The following is a 13,863-nucleotide window of genomic DNA, read 5'->3' as shown; positions in this document are numbered from 1 at the left end:
AAGAATGAAGCCGCCGAGAGGGCAGTGGTAGGATACCCCTGGGGGTATACGCCGCAAGAGAGGAAGCAATGGCAACGATCGATCTGACCACCGAGACGTTCGACGAGACCGTCACCAAGGACGGAATCGTCCTCGTCGACTTCTGGGCGGACTGGTGCCGCCCGTGCAAGCGCTTCGCGCCCATCTTCGAGAAGTCGTCGGAGACCAAGCCCGAGATCGTTCACGCCAAGGTCGACACCGAGGCTCACCAGGAGTTGAGCGTCAAGTTCGGCGTCACCGCGATCCCGACGCTGATGGCCTTCCGCGACGGCATCATGGTCTTCAACCAGGCGGGCGCCCTGCCCGGCCCGGCACTGCAGCAGCTGGTCGAGGCCGTCGAGGGCCTCGACATGGACGAGGTCCGCGCGAAGATCGCGGAGCACGAGTCCGCCGAGCACTAAGTTCGACGACCGAGGCGTCGCGCGCGACGCCTCATGGTGTCGGCAGGCCCGGTTCCCGCAGTCGCGGGGGCCGGGCCTGTGTCGCGTCTGGGGTGGTGCTTGCGTGGGGCTGCTTTGGGCCGGCGCAGGGACGCGAGAGGCCCCGCATCGGCGGAAGGCCGATGCGGGGCCGAGGACGTGCGCGAGGGGGACTTGAACCCCCACGCCCGAAGACACTGGAACCTAAATCCAGCGCGTCTGCCAATTCCGCCACTCGCGCGCGAGACAAGGATAGGCGGCGTCGCGACCATGGGTGTCCCATGGGAGGCGCGCACTCGCGAAAAGCGACCGTGAGCGTCCCATAGGGCGCGGGCGCGGGTGCGGTCGGGCTGGGCGGGTGCGCGGGTGCGGCCGGGCTGGGGCGGGAGGTCAGTCGATCCCGAGGTCCCTGCGCAGCTTCGCGACGTGGCCGGTGGCCTTGACGTTGTACTGCGCGAGGGCGACCTTGCCTGACTCGTCGATCACGACCGTCGAGCGGATCGAGCCCTCTACTTCCTTGCCGTACAGCTTCTTGAGGCCCCACGCGCCGTACGCCTCCTGGATCGCCCGGTCCTCGTCGGAGACCAGCGTGAAGGTGAGGCCCTCCTGCTCGCGGAACTGCGCGAGCTTTGCGGGGAGTCCTTGGATACGCCCACGACGGTGTAGCCGGCGGCCTGGAGCGCGTCCAGCGAGTCGCGGAAGTCGCACGCCTGAGTGGTGCATCCCGGCGTCATCGCCGCGGGGTAGAAGTACAGGATCACTTTCGAGCCGCGCAGGTCCGCGAGGCTGAGGGTGCCGGTGTCGGTGGGGGCGGTGAAGTCAGGGGCGGTGTCGCCCACGCTCAGTCGAGTGTCGCTCATAGTGCAGACGGTAACGCCGGCGCCGCGCCTTCGGATTCCGGCTGGGGCCGATTTCACTTCGGGCCGCGGGTCCTGCTAATGTTGTCTCTCGCGCCGCGACGCGCGAGATGCGCCTCTAGCTCAACTGGCAGAGCAGCTGACTCTTAATCAGCGGGTTCAGGGTTCGAGTCCCTGGGGGCGTACGGACGGCGAAGGCCCGGTTCACGACAGTGTCGAGAACCGGGCCTTCGTGCATCTCCGGGCCGCGCCGCTCACTCCCGCCCGGAGACCTCGACGATCTCACCGTTGACGGGCGCATCGGCCTCCCATAGCCCCACGAACGCCTCCGCGACGGCCTCCTCGAGGCCTGCCAGGCTCGCGACCCGGAAGATGACGGCCTCCGCGCGCTCCGGCTCGCGCGCCTCGCGCGCGTGCTTGGCGAAGCCTTGGGCGATCGCGCGGGCCCACGCCTCGCTGGCCGCCTTGATCGCCGCGTAGTTCGCGCCGCCCGCGAGCGGTCGTGCCACCGCGGTCGAGGAGATGATCGCGAGCCTGCCCGCGGGAGAGCGGACCAGGTCCTCCTCGAAGGCGCGCGACACGTGGCGCAGTGCCGTGAAAGAGGCCTCGAGCACTCGGTAGTCCGCCTCGGTCTGGCCGGCCAGGCCGCCGCCGCCGCGCCACCCGCCCACGAGACACAGCACGCCGTCCAGGGCGATTCCGTCGCCGCGCAGGCGCTCGGCGAGGCGCGCGACCTGGGCCTCGTCGGCGAGGTCGGCCACCTCGGTCCGCGCCCCGAGCCCGGCTAGGGGCTCGAGCCGCTCCGCGCTCCGCCCGACCGCCACGACTCGCGCGCCGGCATCGGTCAACGCCCGGGCGGCGGCAAGGCCCACCGCGCTGGTCGCGCCGGCGATGAGCACGCTCCGCCCGGCCACCGCGGGCATCGTCAGGACGTCCTCGCCCGGATGCCCGCGGTCGACTCGATGACGTCCCGCATCTTCTTGTCGAGCGCCTCGTAGAACATCGAGAGCGGGAACTCGTCGTCCATCACCAGGTCCGTGTAGCCCTTGGGCGGGCCGGCGAGCACGTCGCGCGGCAGCCCCTGGGCCCACACGGATGCCGGGTGGGGGTGACGATGCCGGAGACCAGCGCGTACGCCGCGAGCCAATGGGCAGTCTTGGGGCGGTCGATCGACTCCCAGTACAGCTCGTTGATCATGTCGCTCAGCTCGATCACGGCGTCGGCGAGGCGCGCCCAGTCGATGCTCAACTCGACGTCTCGCCATTCGAGCACATGCTTCTTGTGCAGCCACGCGAACAGCAGCTGACCGCCCAGGCCGTCGTAATTGCGGACCCGTGAGCCCGTGATCGGGAAGCGGAAGATGCGGTCGAAGAGCACTGCGTACTGCACCAGCCGCGCATGCCTCCGGGTGTCCCGCTCGATCGCCGTGAGGTCCTCGCCGGCCGCGACGCGGGCGTCGAGGGCGCGCTGGATCCCGACCGACTCGCGGAACGCGGTGAGGTCGCAACGCAGCTCCTCGAGCGTGTAGAGGAAGAACGGCATGCGCTGCTTGATCATGAACGGGTCGAAGGGCAGGTCGCCGCGCATGTGGGTGCGGTCGTGGATGATGTCCCACATCACGAACGTGCGCTCCGCGACGTCCTGGTCCGCGATCAACTCCGCGGCATCCTCCGGCAGCGCGAGCCGCGTGATGTCGGCGGCGGCCGCGACCACGCGGCGGTAGCGCGCGGCCTCGCGGTCCTGGAAGATCGCCCCCACGTGAACGGAGGGATCTCGCGCATCGCGACGGTCTCGGGGAACAGGACCGCAGAGTTGGTGTCGTAGCCGGGGGTGAAATCGATGAGGCGCAGCGACACGAACAGCGCGTTGCCGTAGTCGCCCGCCTCGAGGGCCGCCACGAAGTCGGGCCAGATCGCCTCGACGATCAGCGCCTCGACGTGGCGATCGGGCGAGCCGTTCTGCGTGTACATGGGAAACACGACGAGGTGGCGCACGCCGTCGACCCGATGCCGCTGGGGCTGGAACTCGACCAGCGAGTCGAGGAAGTCGGGCACCGCGAAGCCGCCGTCGACCCAGCGCGCGAAGTCTCCCGGCAGCGCGCCCAGGTAGGCGGCGTCGTGGGGGAACAGCGGCGCGAGCTCGCGGATCGACGCGACGATGCTCGAGACCAGGTCGCGGGCGCGCGGGTGATCCTCGGGGTCGGGGATCGAGCCGTCCTTGACCTGGAGCGGCTGCAGCGCGGTGGCGGCGGCCTTCAGCCGATGCCACGCGGGGCTCGTCTCGACCGTCTGGACGTCGTGAGCGCTGGCGGGCGCGACTGCGGGCGTGGCGGCGGGCGCGGCGGTGTGGGGGACTGACATGGGCGGCCCCTTTCGGCTTTGACGGGGATTGTTCCTGTGTGGAGCGCCTATGACGGGAAGCCTTCCATTGGAACGCCTCGCGGTCAAGGATTCTGCCGGTTCGCGCGGCCTCGGCGGTGCGCCTCGCACCCGTGCGATGGGGTACCGTCCGTGTCATGCAGGATCCGGTCGATTCCCGCCTCGTCGCGGAGGTCTCGCGCGACGCGCGCGCGACCCTCGCCCAGCTCGCCGTGCACGTGGGGCTGTCGACGTCCGCGGTGCAGGCGCGGCTGCGGCGCCTGGAGTCCACGGGGGTCATCACGGGCTACCGGGCGCTGGTCAGCCCCGAGGCCGTGGGGCGTCCGCTGTCCGCGTTCATCGAGATCACGCCGCTGGACTCGGACCAGGCCGACGACGTCCCTCAGCTCCTCGAGCACCTGCCCGCCGTCGAGGCATGCCACTCGATCGCGGGCGATGCCAGCTACATGCTGTTCGTGCGCGTCGCGACGCCTCCCGACCTCGAGGAGCTCATCCGCGACATCCGGCGGGCGGTCCGCGCGACCACCCGCACCACGGTGGTGCTCCAGACCTTCTACGAGAATCGCCCGCTGGCGCTGGCGCCGGCGGCGGATCGGGCCGAGCCCGACCGCTAGTCCCGTTCGACCCAGCGGTCGATCGCCCAGACGAGAGAGAACGCGAGGCCAGGCTCGACGCCCTCGGCGACATCGATCGTGTAGCGGTCGCGCACGAACTTCAGCGCGGGGGAGTGCAGATGCGCCACCTGGGTCCCGTCGGGAGTCGTGACGTCCATGCGCTTGGGGATCCCGAGCAGCTTGCCCGTGACCTCGAAGAGCACCGCGCCCGCGGCGTCGAGGATCTGGGCCTTGGGTCGCGCGCCCACCTTGCCGTCGACGAGGAACAGGTCCTGTTCGGTGGCGGGGTCGAGCACGCGGAAGTCGCGTCCCATGCCCAGCTTGCTCTTCATGAGGTAGCGCGTGTACCCGGCGGGGGCGGCTGGCACGGACATGGGGGTCTCCTCTTGAGGGCGGTCGAGACTCAATCTAGAAGCGGTGGGCGGGGAGCGCACGGGGAGGCGGGCGGCGAACGATGCGCGGGCCTTTCCCGACACGACTCTGGCCCGCCCCCGCGAAGGGGACGGGCCAGAGAGTCATCGTCAGACGTCAGCGCTACGCCAGCGAGCCGTCCGACGAGAACACGAGTCCGACCATGACCTGTCCCTGCTGGATCGCGGTCTTGGTGAGCGGGCCGCCCGCGTCGAGCGAGTCGAACTGCGCGACCTCGAGGCCGTACTCCTCCTCGAGTCCGATCTGGCAGAACGGGCGCTCGGGGCACTCCGGGGGCCGCCCAGCGAGATGGTGCCGCAGGTGTCGGCGAGCTCGGTCAGCGAGGTCACGCCGTACTCGTCGGCGAAGGCCTGCGTCACCGCGAACGCGTTCTGGTCCTGGGCCGCGGACGGCGCGCCGAACACCAGGCTGGCCTCCGCCGCCAACGGCGCGAGCGCCGCGACCGTCTCGTTGATGTCGCCCGACGCCACGGCATCGGCCTCCGCGCCGTTCTGCGCGCGGTTGAGGAACTCCGTCACGGTGGCCGCGTACTCGGGCACCACGTGGACCTCGCCGTTCTGCAGGGCGGGCAGGTAGGTCTCGCGGTTGCCGATCGTGCGGACCTCGGTGTCGAAGCCGGCCGAGGCCAGCACCGCGGAGTAGATCTCCGCGACCGTGATGTTCTCGGAGAAGTTCGCCGCACCGATCACGATCGATCCCTCGCCCTGCTCGGGCGCCTCGATGCCGCGGTCGGCCACGAACTGGGTCGCCGCCTCCTGCGAGGTCTGACGGTCGATGTCGACGGCCTTGTTGAGCTGGATCAGGTCGTCCGTGGTGAGCACCGCGGACACCGCGTCGAGGGCCGCGATGAGCGCGGGGGTCGCGGCGTCGGCGTTGATCGCGGGAATCATGTTGTCGGAGTTCTGCAGCATCTTGTCGTCCGACAGCACCACGAGGGCGTCGCCGGGGACCGGCTGGCACTCCTGTGCGGTCGTGCCGCCGGTGGCGCCCACGGTGGGCTCGACCGTGGCCTCGCCCTCCGAGGTGCCCGAACTACAGCCGGCCAAGATCAGTGCGCTCGCGGCGACGGCCGCAAGGAGTCCGGTTCTGGTACGCATGTTCTCTCCTCGAGTGGGGGACGGACACAGGTCGCAACCTCTCGCGCGCGTCGGTTGTTCCCGTCGGCCGCGCCTTCCAGGGTATTCACCATTCGCGCCGCGCGCGCGGGCGGAGGTGTCGCGGGCGGATGGGTGGGGACGATGCCCCGGCGGGACTAGGCGGCGACGCGTGCCCGGTCGCGCAGCGGCGCGGGCGTCACGCGCCGCTGGAGGCGTCCGAGCAGCCAGTCGACGGACAGCGCGAGCGTCGCGACGATCAGCGCACCCGCGAGCGCCTGGCCATACCGCTGCGTCGCGAGCGCGGTGACGATGATGACGCCGAGACCGCCGCCGCCCACGAGCGCGGCGAGGGGACCGTCGCGACGGTCTGCGTGACCGAGGTCCGCAGCCCGGCCGCGATGAGCGGCACCGCGAGCGGCAGCTCGACCCGCAGCGCGACCTGGAGCTTGGTCATGCCCTGGCCGAACGCGGCCTCGCGGACGTCGGCGTCGACCCCGGCCATGCCGGTGTACGTGTTGGTGAGGATGGGAGGGAACGCGAAGATCGCCGCCGCGATGATGACGGCGCGGTTGCCGAACCCGATCGACGAGGCCGCGAAGAGCGTGAGGAGCGCGAGAGTGGGCATCGCGCGCGACACGTTCGCGATCACCGTGGTCGCGCCGCCACCCTTGCGGAGGTGACCGAGCCACAGCCCGAGCGGCAGCGCGAGCGCGGCCGCGATCCCCACGGCGGCGGCTGACATCTGAAGGTGCTCGAGAATCAGCGCGAGGATGGAGTCTCGCTGGAAGCGCAGCGAGCCGTCGAAGTTCTCCCCGAACATTCCGTTCGCCCCGACCCAGCTGGTGGCTGTGGTGAGGTAGTCCCAGGCGTCGCCGAGCGTGCTCATGCGGTCACCTCGTCGCGAGACCGCGACCGCGCACGCGAGCGGGCACGCCGGGCGCCGGCGCGTCGCGAGCGCGTCCAGGGCATCGCGAGCCTGGCCGCGAGCAGGATCGCGAGGTCGAGCACGAGCGCGAGGGCGAGGCACAGCAGCGTGGCGGTCGCGATCTGCGCGTGATAGTCGGACTGCATGCCACGGAACATGAGCTGGCCCAGCCCGCCGTAGCCAACCACCACGCCCACCGTGACGAGCGCGACTGTGGTGACGGTCGCGAGGCGCAGCCCGGCGACGATGCTGGGCAGCGCGTTGGGCAGCTCCACGGTGAGCAGCAGCCGGCCGCGCGTGTATCCGAGCCCCCGCGCGGCATCGACGACGTCGGGGTCGACGCCCTCGAGACCCACGATGATGTTCCGCACGAGCACGAGCAAGGCGTACGCGACCAGACCGATCAGGACGGTGGTGCGGCCGATCCCGGTGAACGGAGCGAGCAGGCCGAACAGCGCGAGCGAGGGGATCGTGTAGAGCACTCCCGTGACGCCGAGGATGGGCGCCGCCAGTCGCGGGATCCGCCGCGCGAGCACCGCGAGGGGCAGTGCGATGAGTGCGGCGATCGCGACGGCCTGCAGCGTGAGCGAGGCGTGGATCACGAGGTGCTCCCAGACCTCGCCGCCGCTGCGTCGCAGGTAGTCGAGCGACAGCCAGGGATTGTCCACCCCTTGACCGTACAGGGTGACAGGCGCGCTACGGTGGCTCGATGGACACCACCGAGATCCGGCTCGACGGCGTGCGCAAGACCTATCCCGACGGCACCGTCGCGGTCGATCGCCTCGACCTCGAGATCCGCGGCGGCGAGGTGCTCGCGCTCGTGGGGCCGTCCGGCTGCGGCAAGTCGACCACGCTGCGCATGATCAATCGGCTGGTCGAGCCGTCCGGCGGAGTGATCTCCGTGGGCGGCGTGGATGTCATGGGGCAGGACCCGGTCGAGCTGCGTCGAGGGATCGGCTACGTCATTCAGCACGTGGGACTGTTCCCGCACCGGACGGTCGCGCAGAACGTCGCGACGGTGCCCCGGCTGCTCAAGTGGGACAAGGCGCGCACGCGCGCTCGCGTCGCGGAACTCCTCGAGCTGGTCGGGCTCCATGGCGACACGTATGCCGATCGCTACCCCCATGAGCTGTCGGGAGGCGAGCGCCAGCGCGTGGGCGTGGCGCGCGCCCTCGCCACGCGGCCCCCGGTGTTGCTCATGGACGAGCCCTTTGGTGCGGTCGATCCCCAGGGCAGGCGGCGCCTTCAGCGAGAGTTCCAGGCGCTCCAGCGCGACCTCGGCACCACCGTGGTGATGGTGACCCACGACATGCGCGAGGCGATGCTCCTTGCGGACCGCATCGCGGTGCTGTCGACCGGGGGCGTGCTCGAGCAGCTCGGCACTCCCGACGAGGTCAAGGGGGCACCGGCGAACGCCTTCGTGGCGGACTTCCTTGCCGATTTCGGCGAGGAGACCGCGGCCTGACGAGTCCCCCGGCGACGCTACCGCCAGCGGCCCCGCCACCATGGCGTCTTGATGCCGGCGGCGGCGCGTTCCTCCCGCTCGGCACGCTCCTCCGCCTCGAGCTGCGCGCGACGCCTGCGGCGTCGGCGGCCGGTAGTGACGATCCTGTAGAAGACCGCTCCCATCGCCACGAGCACCACGATCACCAGGATCGGCACGAAGATCGCGATGAGGCTGAGCCCCACCGCGGTCGCGTCCTCGGCGAACGAGGCCACGGGGGCGCCGGTGCCAGCCGTCGCGGCGTTGACCGCGGGCCGGGACGCCGACTTCGCCGTGTGGACGCCGGCGGCAATGACCGCGCCCACGATTCCCGCGATCAGGGGGTTGTCCTGCCAGAAGTTGCTCTGGTCGATCACCTGCGCGGCCGCGGTCGCCGCGAAGATGACGCCGCCCACGAGGGGCCGGATGAGCGACTGGATGAGGTCGTTGATGTGGTCGACGCCAGGGATCTTGTCGAGCACGAGCTCCGCCGCGAGCAGCACCAACCCGATGATGATCGCGGGCCACGACTGGAGCCAGTCCAGGTGCTCGGGAAGCACGATGAAGTCGGTGAAGCGAGCGAAGAGCCCCACCATCACCAACGGGATGAACGCATTGAGGCCGGCGGCCGCGGACAGGCCCATTCCGGTCAGGGCTGCGAACACGTGACCTCCTCGGATTCGCCGCGTCGCGGCTCGGTGGCGTCTCGCCGCGATGCGGCACCCTGGCAAGGATAGTCCGCACGGCAAGCGAAAGGCCCCCGGCGTGAGTGACGCCGGGGGCCTTCGACTGGGGTGCCTGCGTAGACAGTTCTCAAACCCCACCCCGAAGCTAGAATCGTTGATTTCCCGCTGGAAAAGAGGGACATACCGGGTGTCTCAGCGGGTCGGTAGCGCCCCGATTCAAGACGTGCGAGGGCCCTGTGTCAGGAGGATTGGGAAACCTCAAACCATTCTCACCCCCGCTGAAGTAGACCGCTTGATCGACGACTACCTCGCTGGTCTCAGTGTCGGATACCTGGCTAAAAAGTATGGTGTGCATCGCGCAACCGTTTCGAAGCACCTCACCCGAACCAACGTCGTGCGACGTCAGCACGGCCTCACAATCGAGGAAGCCGCAGAGGCAATGAAGCTGCACAGCGGTGGCATCTCGATGCGCGCGATCGCCCGCACGCTCGGAGTCGACCGTAAGCAGGTGCGAATAAGGGCTCTTCGCATTTAGGGCTGTAGGAGTGGCCTGAAGCCTCCGGTCTCGAGTAGCGATCTCGCGATGTAGTGGGTGAGGTTTCGGAACCCCAGGGCGGATCCGCGGAGGTACTCGAGTCGGCCGTTGATGGCCTCTGTGGGCCCGTTTGAGGTCGCTGGCCGGTCGAAGTACGCCAGGACGTCGGCGGCGCGATGGCTCAGGGTCCGGCCGAGCCTGCGAAGCTCGACCAGCGCGGCCGGCACGCCGGTGCGAAGCGACTCGATGAGTGCCGTGAAGTCGCGCTCCGCGGTCGCGCGGTCGGGGTGACGGTAGGCGGTGATGATGCGCTGGTAGGCGGTCCAGGTGACCTCGACCTCAGCATGGGCGTCGTCGTCGAACAGGGCGTCCAGGCGTGCCCACTGGCGGTCGGTCAGGTTCACTGGTGGTTGCCCAGCGAGCCGCCGAACTCGGCCGACGTGTCGGAGCCGTCCCTGGCCCGGTCACGAGTGCCGCGAGCGTTGGGCCGCATCGTTTGCTGCGCGATGGCATCGCAACCCTGGTGGCGGATACATCGGACCTCGCGAGTCTGGTTGAACCAGGCCAGGTGCCACGAGAGCGACTCGACATGGAGGTCCGCCCACCTTCGCTTGGTCCGACACGCACGCTGTAGCGCGCAGGTCCGGCACTGGCTGCCTGACGCTGGACTCAGCGAGAGCTCCGAGTGAGCTCGCGCAGTGGCACATCGGACGGTTCCTGCCGCTGCGCGCGGTGCTCACGGGCGCGAGCCTTCGTGAGGAGAACGACGCTCGCAGGGCCGGTGCCCAGCATCTTGAGAGCGTTCCAGATGCAGAGCAGGACTACAAGGTGGAGCCATCCCGGGCCGCCGTTCTCGATGAGGGTGGTGCACCAGAGGGCGATGGCCAGGTAGGGACCGGCAAGGAGCATCGCGGGGACGCCCCACTTCAGTCCCTTCCTCGTGCGGATCAGATCGAGCAGGATGTTGCTCGGCGTGTAGCAACGCAGGAAGTAGCGAACCTCGGCGCTGGCTGTCGGGCCCGTCGGCGTAGGAGGCGCATGGCGTTGATGATGACGATGAGGACGGATGCTTCGTGGACGAGCATGCCGATAGCCATTGTGACGCCGCCGAAGAGGACGCCGACGAGCAACAGGGTGACGGTGATCATGGCGATGGTGATGTTCTGGCGCATGTTGTTGACGGTGCGTTTGGCCAGCGATATCGCTTCGGGGAGTTTGAGCAGGTCGTCGCCCATGAGGGCGATGTCGGCGGTCTCGACGGCGACGGCTGATCCGGCGGCGCCCATGGCTACACCGATGTTGGCGGTGGCCAGGGCGGGGGCATCGTTGACGCCGTCGCCGACCATAGCCACGGTGTGTCCGCGGCGTTGCAGAGCGGCGACGGCGTCGAGTTTGTCCTCGGGCAGCAGACCGGCGTGGACCTCGTCGATGCCGGTCGCGGTGGCCACGGCGTGGGCGACCTCGGGGGCGTCGCCGGTGAGCATGACGACGGTGCGCACGCCAGAGTGGTGCAGGCGGTCGACCATCGCTGCGGCATCGGTCCGCAGAGCGTCGGCGACGGCAATGACGCCTGCGACGGTGTCGTCGATGGCGACGATCATCGGTGTCTGCCCGGCGGCGGCGAGTTCTTCGGCGACGCGGGTTGCTTGGAGGGTGTCAGGAAGGTCGTAGTGCTCCAGCAGCGCGGCGTTGCCGATCAGGACCCGGTGCTGGCCGGCGGTGGCGGCGATGCCCTTGCCGGGCACGGGCTCGGTGTGGTCGGCGAGCCCGACCGGGGCGACGCCGGCGTCGGCCGCGGCGTCCAGGATCGGGCGGGCGAGGGGGTGTTCGGAGCCGGCCTCGGCGAGCGCGGCCCATCGCAGGACGCCGGTGCGGTCGAGGGCTGGATTGAGCACGATGACGTCGGTGAGCTGGGGTCGGCCTTCGGTAAGGGTCCCGGTCTTATCGACCGCGACGGTGTCGATCTTGGCTGAGGTCTCCAGGAACTCCCCGCCCTTGATGAGGATGCCGTCCCGGGCGGCGCGGCCGATCCCGGCGACGATCGAGACCGGGATGGAGATCACCAGGGCGCCGGGGCAACCGATGACCAGCAGGGTCAGCGCCAGCACGACGTCGGAGGTGATCAGGCCGACGGCGAGTGCGCCGACCATGATGGCGGGGGTGTACCAGGCTGAGAAGCGGTCCATGAATTGGGCGGTGCGGGCCTTGGCGTCCTGGGCCTCCTCGACCCGGTGGATGATCCTGGCCAGGGTGGTGTCGGCACCGACGCCGGTGGCAAGCACCTGCAAGAAGCCGCTACGGGAGACGGTGCCGGCGAAGACGTGATCGGCCTCGGACTTCTCCACCGGGATCGATTCGCCGGTGATCGAGGCCTCGTCGATGCTCCCGGTGCCGGCCACGACCTCGCCGTCGACGGGGACCTTGGCGCCGTTCTTGACCAGCACGATCTCGCCCATCGCGACCTCATTGGCAGGGACTTCGACCTGATGGCCGTCCCGCAGCACGACCGCCGCATCGGGAGCAACGGCCACCAGCTCGGCCAATGCTGAACGTGTCTTGTTCAGCGTGGCCGCTTCTAGTGCGTGGCCGACGGCGAACAGGAAGGTGACGGCCGCAGCCTCCCAGTACTCGCCGATGATGATCGCTCCGATCGCGGCTACGCTGACCAGCAGGTCGATCCCGATCGCGCGAGTGAGCAGGGCGCGGGTGGCCTTGATGACGATGGGGGTGCCTGCAACGGCTGCCGCAGCCACCATCAGCGCATTCACGAGGAGCTGCTGGTCGAACAGCCGCTGGGCCAGGATAGAGACGACGATTAGCAGTCCCGAGACGCCGGGGATCGCCCAGCGGCGGTGCAGGAGTGCGGTCAGTGTTCTCATGGTGGTTTCCTTCGCGTTCTTGGGTGGCGGTTCACTTCGGATCGATGGGTGTCGGCGCCCAGGGGTATCCGTAGGCGCCGACTTCGGGATCAGGGCTGGGCTAGAAGGTGGCCGGTCGTGCCACGTAGCCGGCCTTGGCCACCGCAGCCACCAAGTCCTCGACGCTCGCCAGCGCCGGATCGTGGTCGACCTCAATGCGAGCCGAGGCGAAGTGCACCTTCACCGCCGACACGCCGTCCAAGCGCCCCACCTGCTTCTCGATCTTGGCCACGCACGAGGGGCAGGAGAAGCCCTCGGCCCGCAGGACGGTGCGTGTGGAAGAAGCGTTCGTCGTCATGATCATCATCCCTTTCGATGACGGTTCCGCCCGGAGTTGGGCTGGTACTCATGACGCTACGAACGGTCCGGCAGGGTCACCATGACGCAGATCAAGTAACCGCAGATTCCTCCCAGGATCGGGTTCATCGTGCTCCGGGTGAACTCGGCGAGTCGTCTGAGACCGCTCGGTCGGCGGAGGGTTCTCCATCCACGCGCACCCACGCGTGCAGCCGCACTGACCTCAGTTGTGCATGAGAAGGGTCGGGTGTCCGACCGGAGATGGTCAGGCGTCGCGCAGCGAGTGGAGGGCCTTGGGGTCGCGCACGGCGATCCATCGTCGGCCCGAGTCGATCAGGCCCTCTCGTCGCCACCCGCTCAACAGCCGGCTGACCGACTCAGGCGCAGCGCCGGTCATCGAGGCCAAATCCTCACGTGTCAGCGGCACATCGAGCAGGGTGCCGCCGTCCCAGGGGCGGCCCATCTTGTCCGCGATCAGCAGCAGCATGGCCGCTAGGCGCTGCTCCAACGGTGCGCCCGCCAACAGATGGACCGCCTGTTGTGCCTGGCTCAACCTGCGGGAGACACCCCTGAGGGTGGCCCTGGCCACGGCGGGGAACCTCTCCATGATCGCGTCGAAGTCATGAGCCTCTAGGCCCAACAGGCACGAGGCGGAGACCGCCCAGGCGGTGTCTGAGTAGACGTCCTCGCCCAACGCGGGAACAGCGCCGAGGAAGTCGCCCGGAGCGCACAGGTCGAGGATCGTCTCGCGGCCATCGAGGGCTGGGCGTACCGCCTTGACAGCCCCCGTGGCCACGACATACATCCTTGTCGCCGATGCTCCGGCGTGATACACGACCGCTCCAGCCTCAAAGGCATGAGCCTGACAGCGCCGATCGACCTGGGCGATATCGTGAACGTCCAGGTCCGCGAACAACGGCACACGTGCCAGCATCCGCAACCGCACGCCCGGTGTGCAGACATGAGGGTCGGCGGTGGGGACCACCAAGGGTGTGCTTCGTCTCTGTGCCACCTCGGCCCCCTTTCGTCTGTCTCAAGGCTAGAGCAGGCCCCGGATCAGCCGGACGCCACGCGGCGCGGGTCCCCGCAAGCACGTGCAGGCAGTCGTCACGGGACTTGACCACTTCGTGTGCGCCAGCCGGCATGGTGGCAGAGGTGACTGCACCCGGCAGGCGATGCTCAT

The 13,863-nt window shown here is 69.3% G+C and carries 14 protein-coding genes, 2 tRNA genes and 3 pseudogenes; 6 read left to right on the top strand and 13 right to left on the bottom strand.

The genetic code is table 11. The features are described from left to right. Positions 1–68 precede the first annotated feature (68 nt). Complete coding sequence (gene trxA, locus QUE44_RS07185) at positions 69–440, top strand: thioredoxin (protein WP_286213826.1); 372 nt, start codon at positions 69–71, stop codon at positions 438–440. A 178-nt stretch (positions 441–618) separates the two neighbouring features. On the opposite strand, the gene QUE44_RS07180 is transcribed toward trxA, so the two are convergent. Both QUE44_RS07180 and bcp read right to left on the bottom strand, forming a co-directional pair. Next, positions 619–699, bottom strand: a tRNA-Leu gene (locus tag QUE44_RS07180). A gap of 149 nt (positions 700–848) precedes the next feature. Continuing rightward, a pseudogene (gene bcp / locus QUE44_RS07175) lies at positions 849–1,318 on the bottom strand (thioredoxin-dependent thiol peroxidase). A gap of 109 nt (positions 1,319–1,427) precedes the next feature. Here bcp and QUE44_RS07170 point away from each other — a divergent pair. Further along, positions 1,428–1,500: transfer RNA gene (locus tag QUE44_RS07170), tRNA-Lys, on the top strand. Between the two features lie 69 nt (positions 1,501–1,569). Here QUE44_RS07170 and QUE44_RS07165 read toward each other — a convergent pair. Together QUE44_RS07165 and QUE44_RS07160 are read right to left on the bottom strand one after the other, a co-directional pair. Further along, positions 1,570–2,238, bottom strand: a complete 669-nt coding sequence (locus QUE44_RS07165) for an SDR family NAD(P)-dependent oxidoreductase (protein WP_286213825.1) — start codon at positions 2,236–2,238, stop codon at positions 1,570–1,572. 2 nt (positions 2,239–2,240) lie between these two features. Continuing rightward, positions 2,241–3,675 (bottom strand): annotated as a pseudogene (locus QUE44_RS07160) (DUF6421 family protein). Positions 3,676–3,830: 155 nt separating this feature from the next. Here QUE44_RS07160 and QUE44_RS07155 point away from each other — a divergent pair. Further along, positions 3,831–4,307, top strand: a complete 477-nt coding sequence (locus QUE44_RS07155) for an Lrp/AsnC family transcriptional regulator (RefSeq protein WP_286213824.1) — start codon at positions 3,831–3,833, stop codon at positions 4,305–4,307. Here the strand turns inward: QUE44_RS07155 and QUE44_RS07150 are convergent. The 4 genes from QUE44_RS07150 to QUE44_RS07135 form a co-directional block, all read right to left on the bottom strand. Beyond that, positions 4,304–4,681, bottom strand: coding sequence for an LURP-one-related/scramblase family protein (locus tag QUE44_RS07150; protein WP_286213823.1), 378 nt, complete (start codon positions 4,679–4,681; stop codon positions 4,304–4,306). The two genes, QUE44_RS07155 and QUE44_RS07150, sit on opposite strands and share 4 nt — an antisense overlap. A 147-nt stretch (positions 4,682–4,828) precedes the next feature. Then, complete coding sequence (locus QUE44_RS07145; RefSeq protein WP_350226807.1) at positions 4,829–5,836, bottom strand: glycine betaine ABC transporter substrate-binding protein; 1,008 nt, start codon at positions 5,834–5,836, stop codon at positions 4,829–4,831. A 256-nt stretch (positions 5,837–6,092) separates the two neighbouring features. Next, entirely contained in the window at positions 6,093–6,722 is a 630-nt protein-coding gene (locus tag QUE44_RS07140) for an ABC transporter permease (RefSeq protein ID WP_286213822.1), read from the bottom strand. Beyond that, entirely contained in the window at positions 6,719–7,429 is a 711-nt protein-coding gene (locus QUE44_RS07135; RefSeq protein WP_286213821.1) for an ABC transporter permease, read from the bottom strand. Before QUE44_RS07135 ends, QUE44_RS07140 begins: the two co-directional genes overlap by 4 nt. A 41-nt stretch (positions 7,430–7,470) precedes the next feature. On the opposite strand from QUE44_RS07135, the gene QUE44_RS07130 reads away from it, so the two are divergent. Further along, entirely contained in the window at positions 7,471–8,226 is a 756-nt protein-coding gene (locus QUE44_RS07130; RefSeq protein WP_433997161.1) for an ABC transporter ATP-binding protein, read from the top strand. A gap of 17 nt (positions 8,227–8,243) precedes the next feature. Here QUE44_RS07130 and QUE44_RS07125 read toward each other — a convergent pair whose 3' ends face one another. Continuing rightward, positions 8,244–8,909, bottom strand: a complete 666-nt coding sequence (locus tag QUE44_RS07125; RefSeq protein WP_286213820.1) for a DUF4126 domain-containing protein — start codon at positions 8,907–8,909, stop codon at positions 8,244–8,246. A 313-nt stretch (positions 8,910–9,222) separates the two neighbouring features. Here QUE44_RS07125 and QUE44_RS07120 point away from each other — a divergent pair, with 313 nt between their 5' ends. Next, positions 9,223–9,465: a helix-turn-helix domain-containing protein gene (locus tag QUE44_RS07120; RefSeq protein ID WP_286213819.1), complete on the top strand. Its 243-nt coding sequence runs from the start codon at positions 9,223–9,225 to the stop codon at positions 9,463–9,465. Here QUE44_RS07120 and QUE44_RS07115 read toward each other — a convergent pair. Then, positions 9,462–9,863 (bottom strand): annotated as a pseudogene (locus tag QUE44_RS07115) (ISL3 family transposase); the annotation flags it as partial. The gene QUE44_RS07120 and the pseudogene QUE44_RS07115 overlap by 4 nt on opposite strands. Here QUE44_RS07115 and QUE44_RS07110 point away from each other — a divergent pair. After that, positions 9,842–10,099, top strand: coding sequence for a DNA-processing protein DprA (locus QUE44_RS07110; protein ID WP_350226806.1), 258 nt, complete (start codon positions 9,842–9,844; stop codon positions 10,097–10,099). The pseudogene QUE44_RS07115 and the gene QUE44_RS07110 sit on opposite strands and share 22 nt — an antisense overlap. Before the next feature lie 313 nt (positions 10,100–10,412). Here the strand turns inward: QUE44_RS07110 and QUE44_RS07100 are convergent, their stop codons facing one another. The 3 genes from QUE44_RS07100 to QUE44_RS07090 form a co-directional block, all read right to left on the bottom strand. Beyond that, positions 10,413–12,344, bottom strand: coding sequence for a heavy metal translocating P-type ATPase (locus QUE44_RS07100; protein WP_286213818.1), 1,932 nt, complete (start codon positions 12,342–12,344; stop codon positions 10,413–10,415). A gap of 100 nt (positions 12,345–12,444) precedes the next feature. Further along, entirely contained in the window at positions 12,445–12,681 is a 237-nt protein-coding gene (locus QUE44_RS07095; protein ID WP_146836307.1) for a heavy-metal-associated domain-containing protein, read from the bottom strand. Positions 12,682–12,945: 264 nt separating this feature from the next. Further along, entirely contained in the window at positions 12,946–13,665 is a 720-nt protein-coding gene (locus tag QUE44_RS07090; protein ID WP_146836310.1) for a Crp/Fnr family transcriptional regulator, read from the bottom strand. Positions 13,666–13,863 lie beyond the last annotated feature (198 nt).

It is taken from the genome of Demequina sediminis, from assembly GCF_030296675.1.
GTDB classification, from domain to species: domain Bacteria; phylum Actinomycetota; class Actinomycetes; order Actinomycetales; family Demequinaceae; genus Demequina; species Demequina sediminis.
Note: the sequence above shows the minus strand (reverse complement) of the source record. Positions and strands in the feature narration are given on the sequence as shown.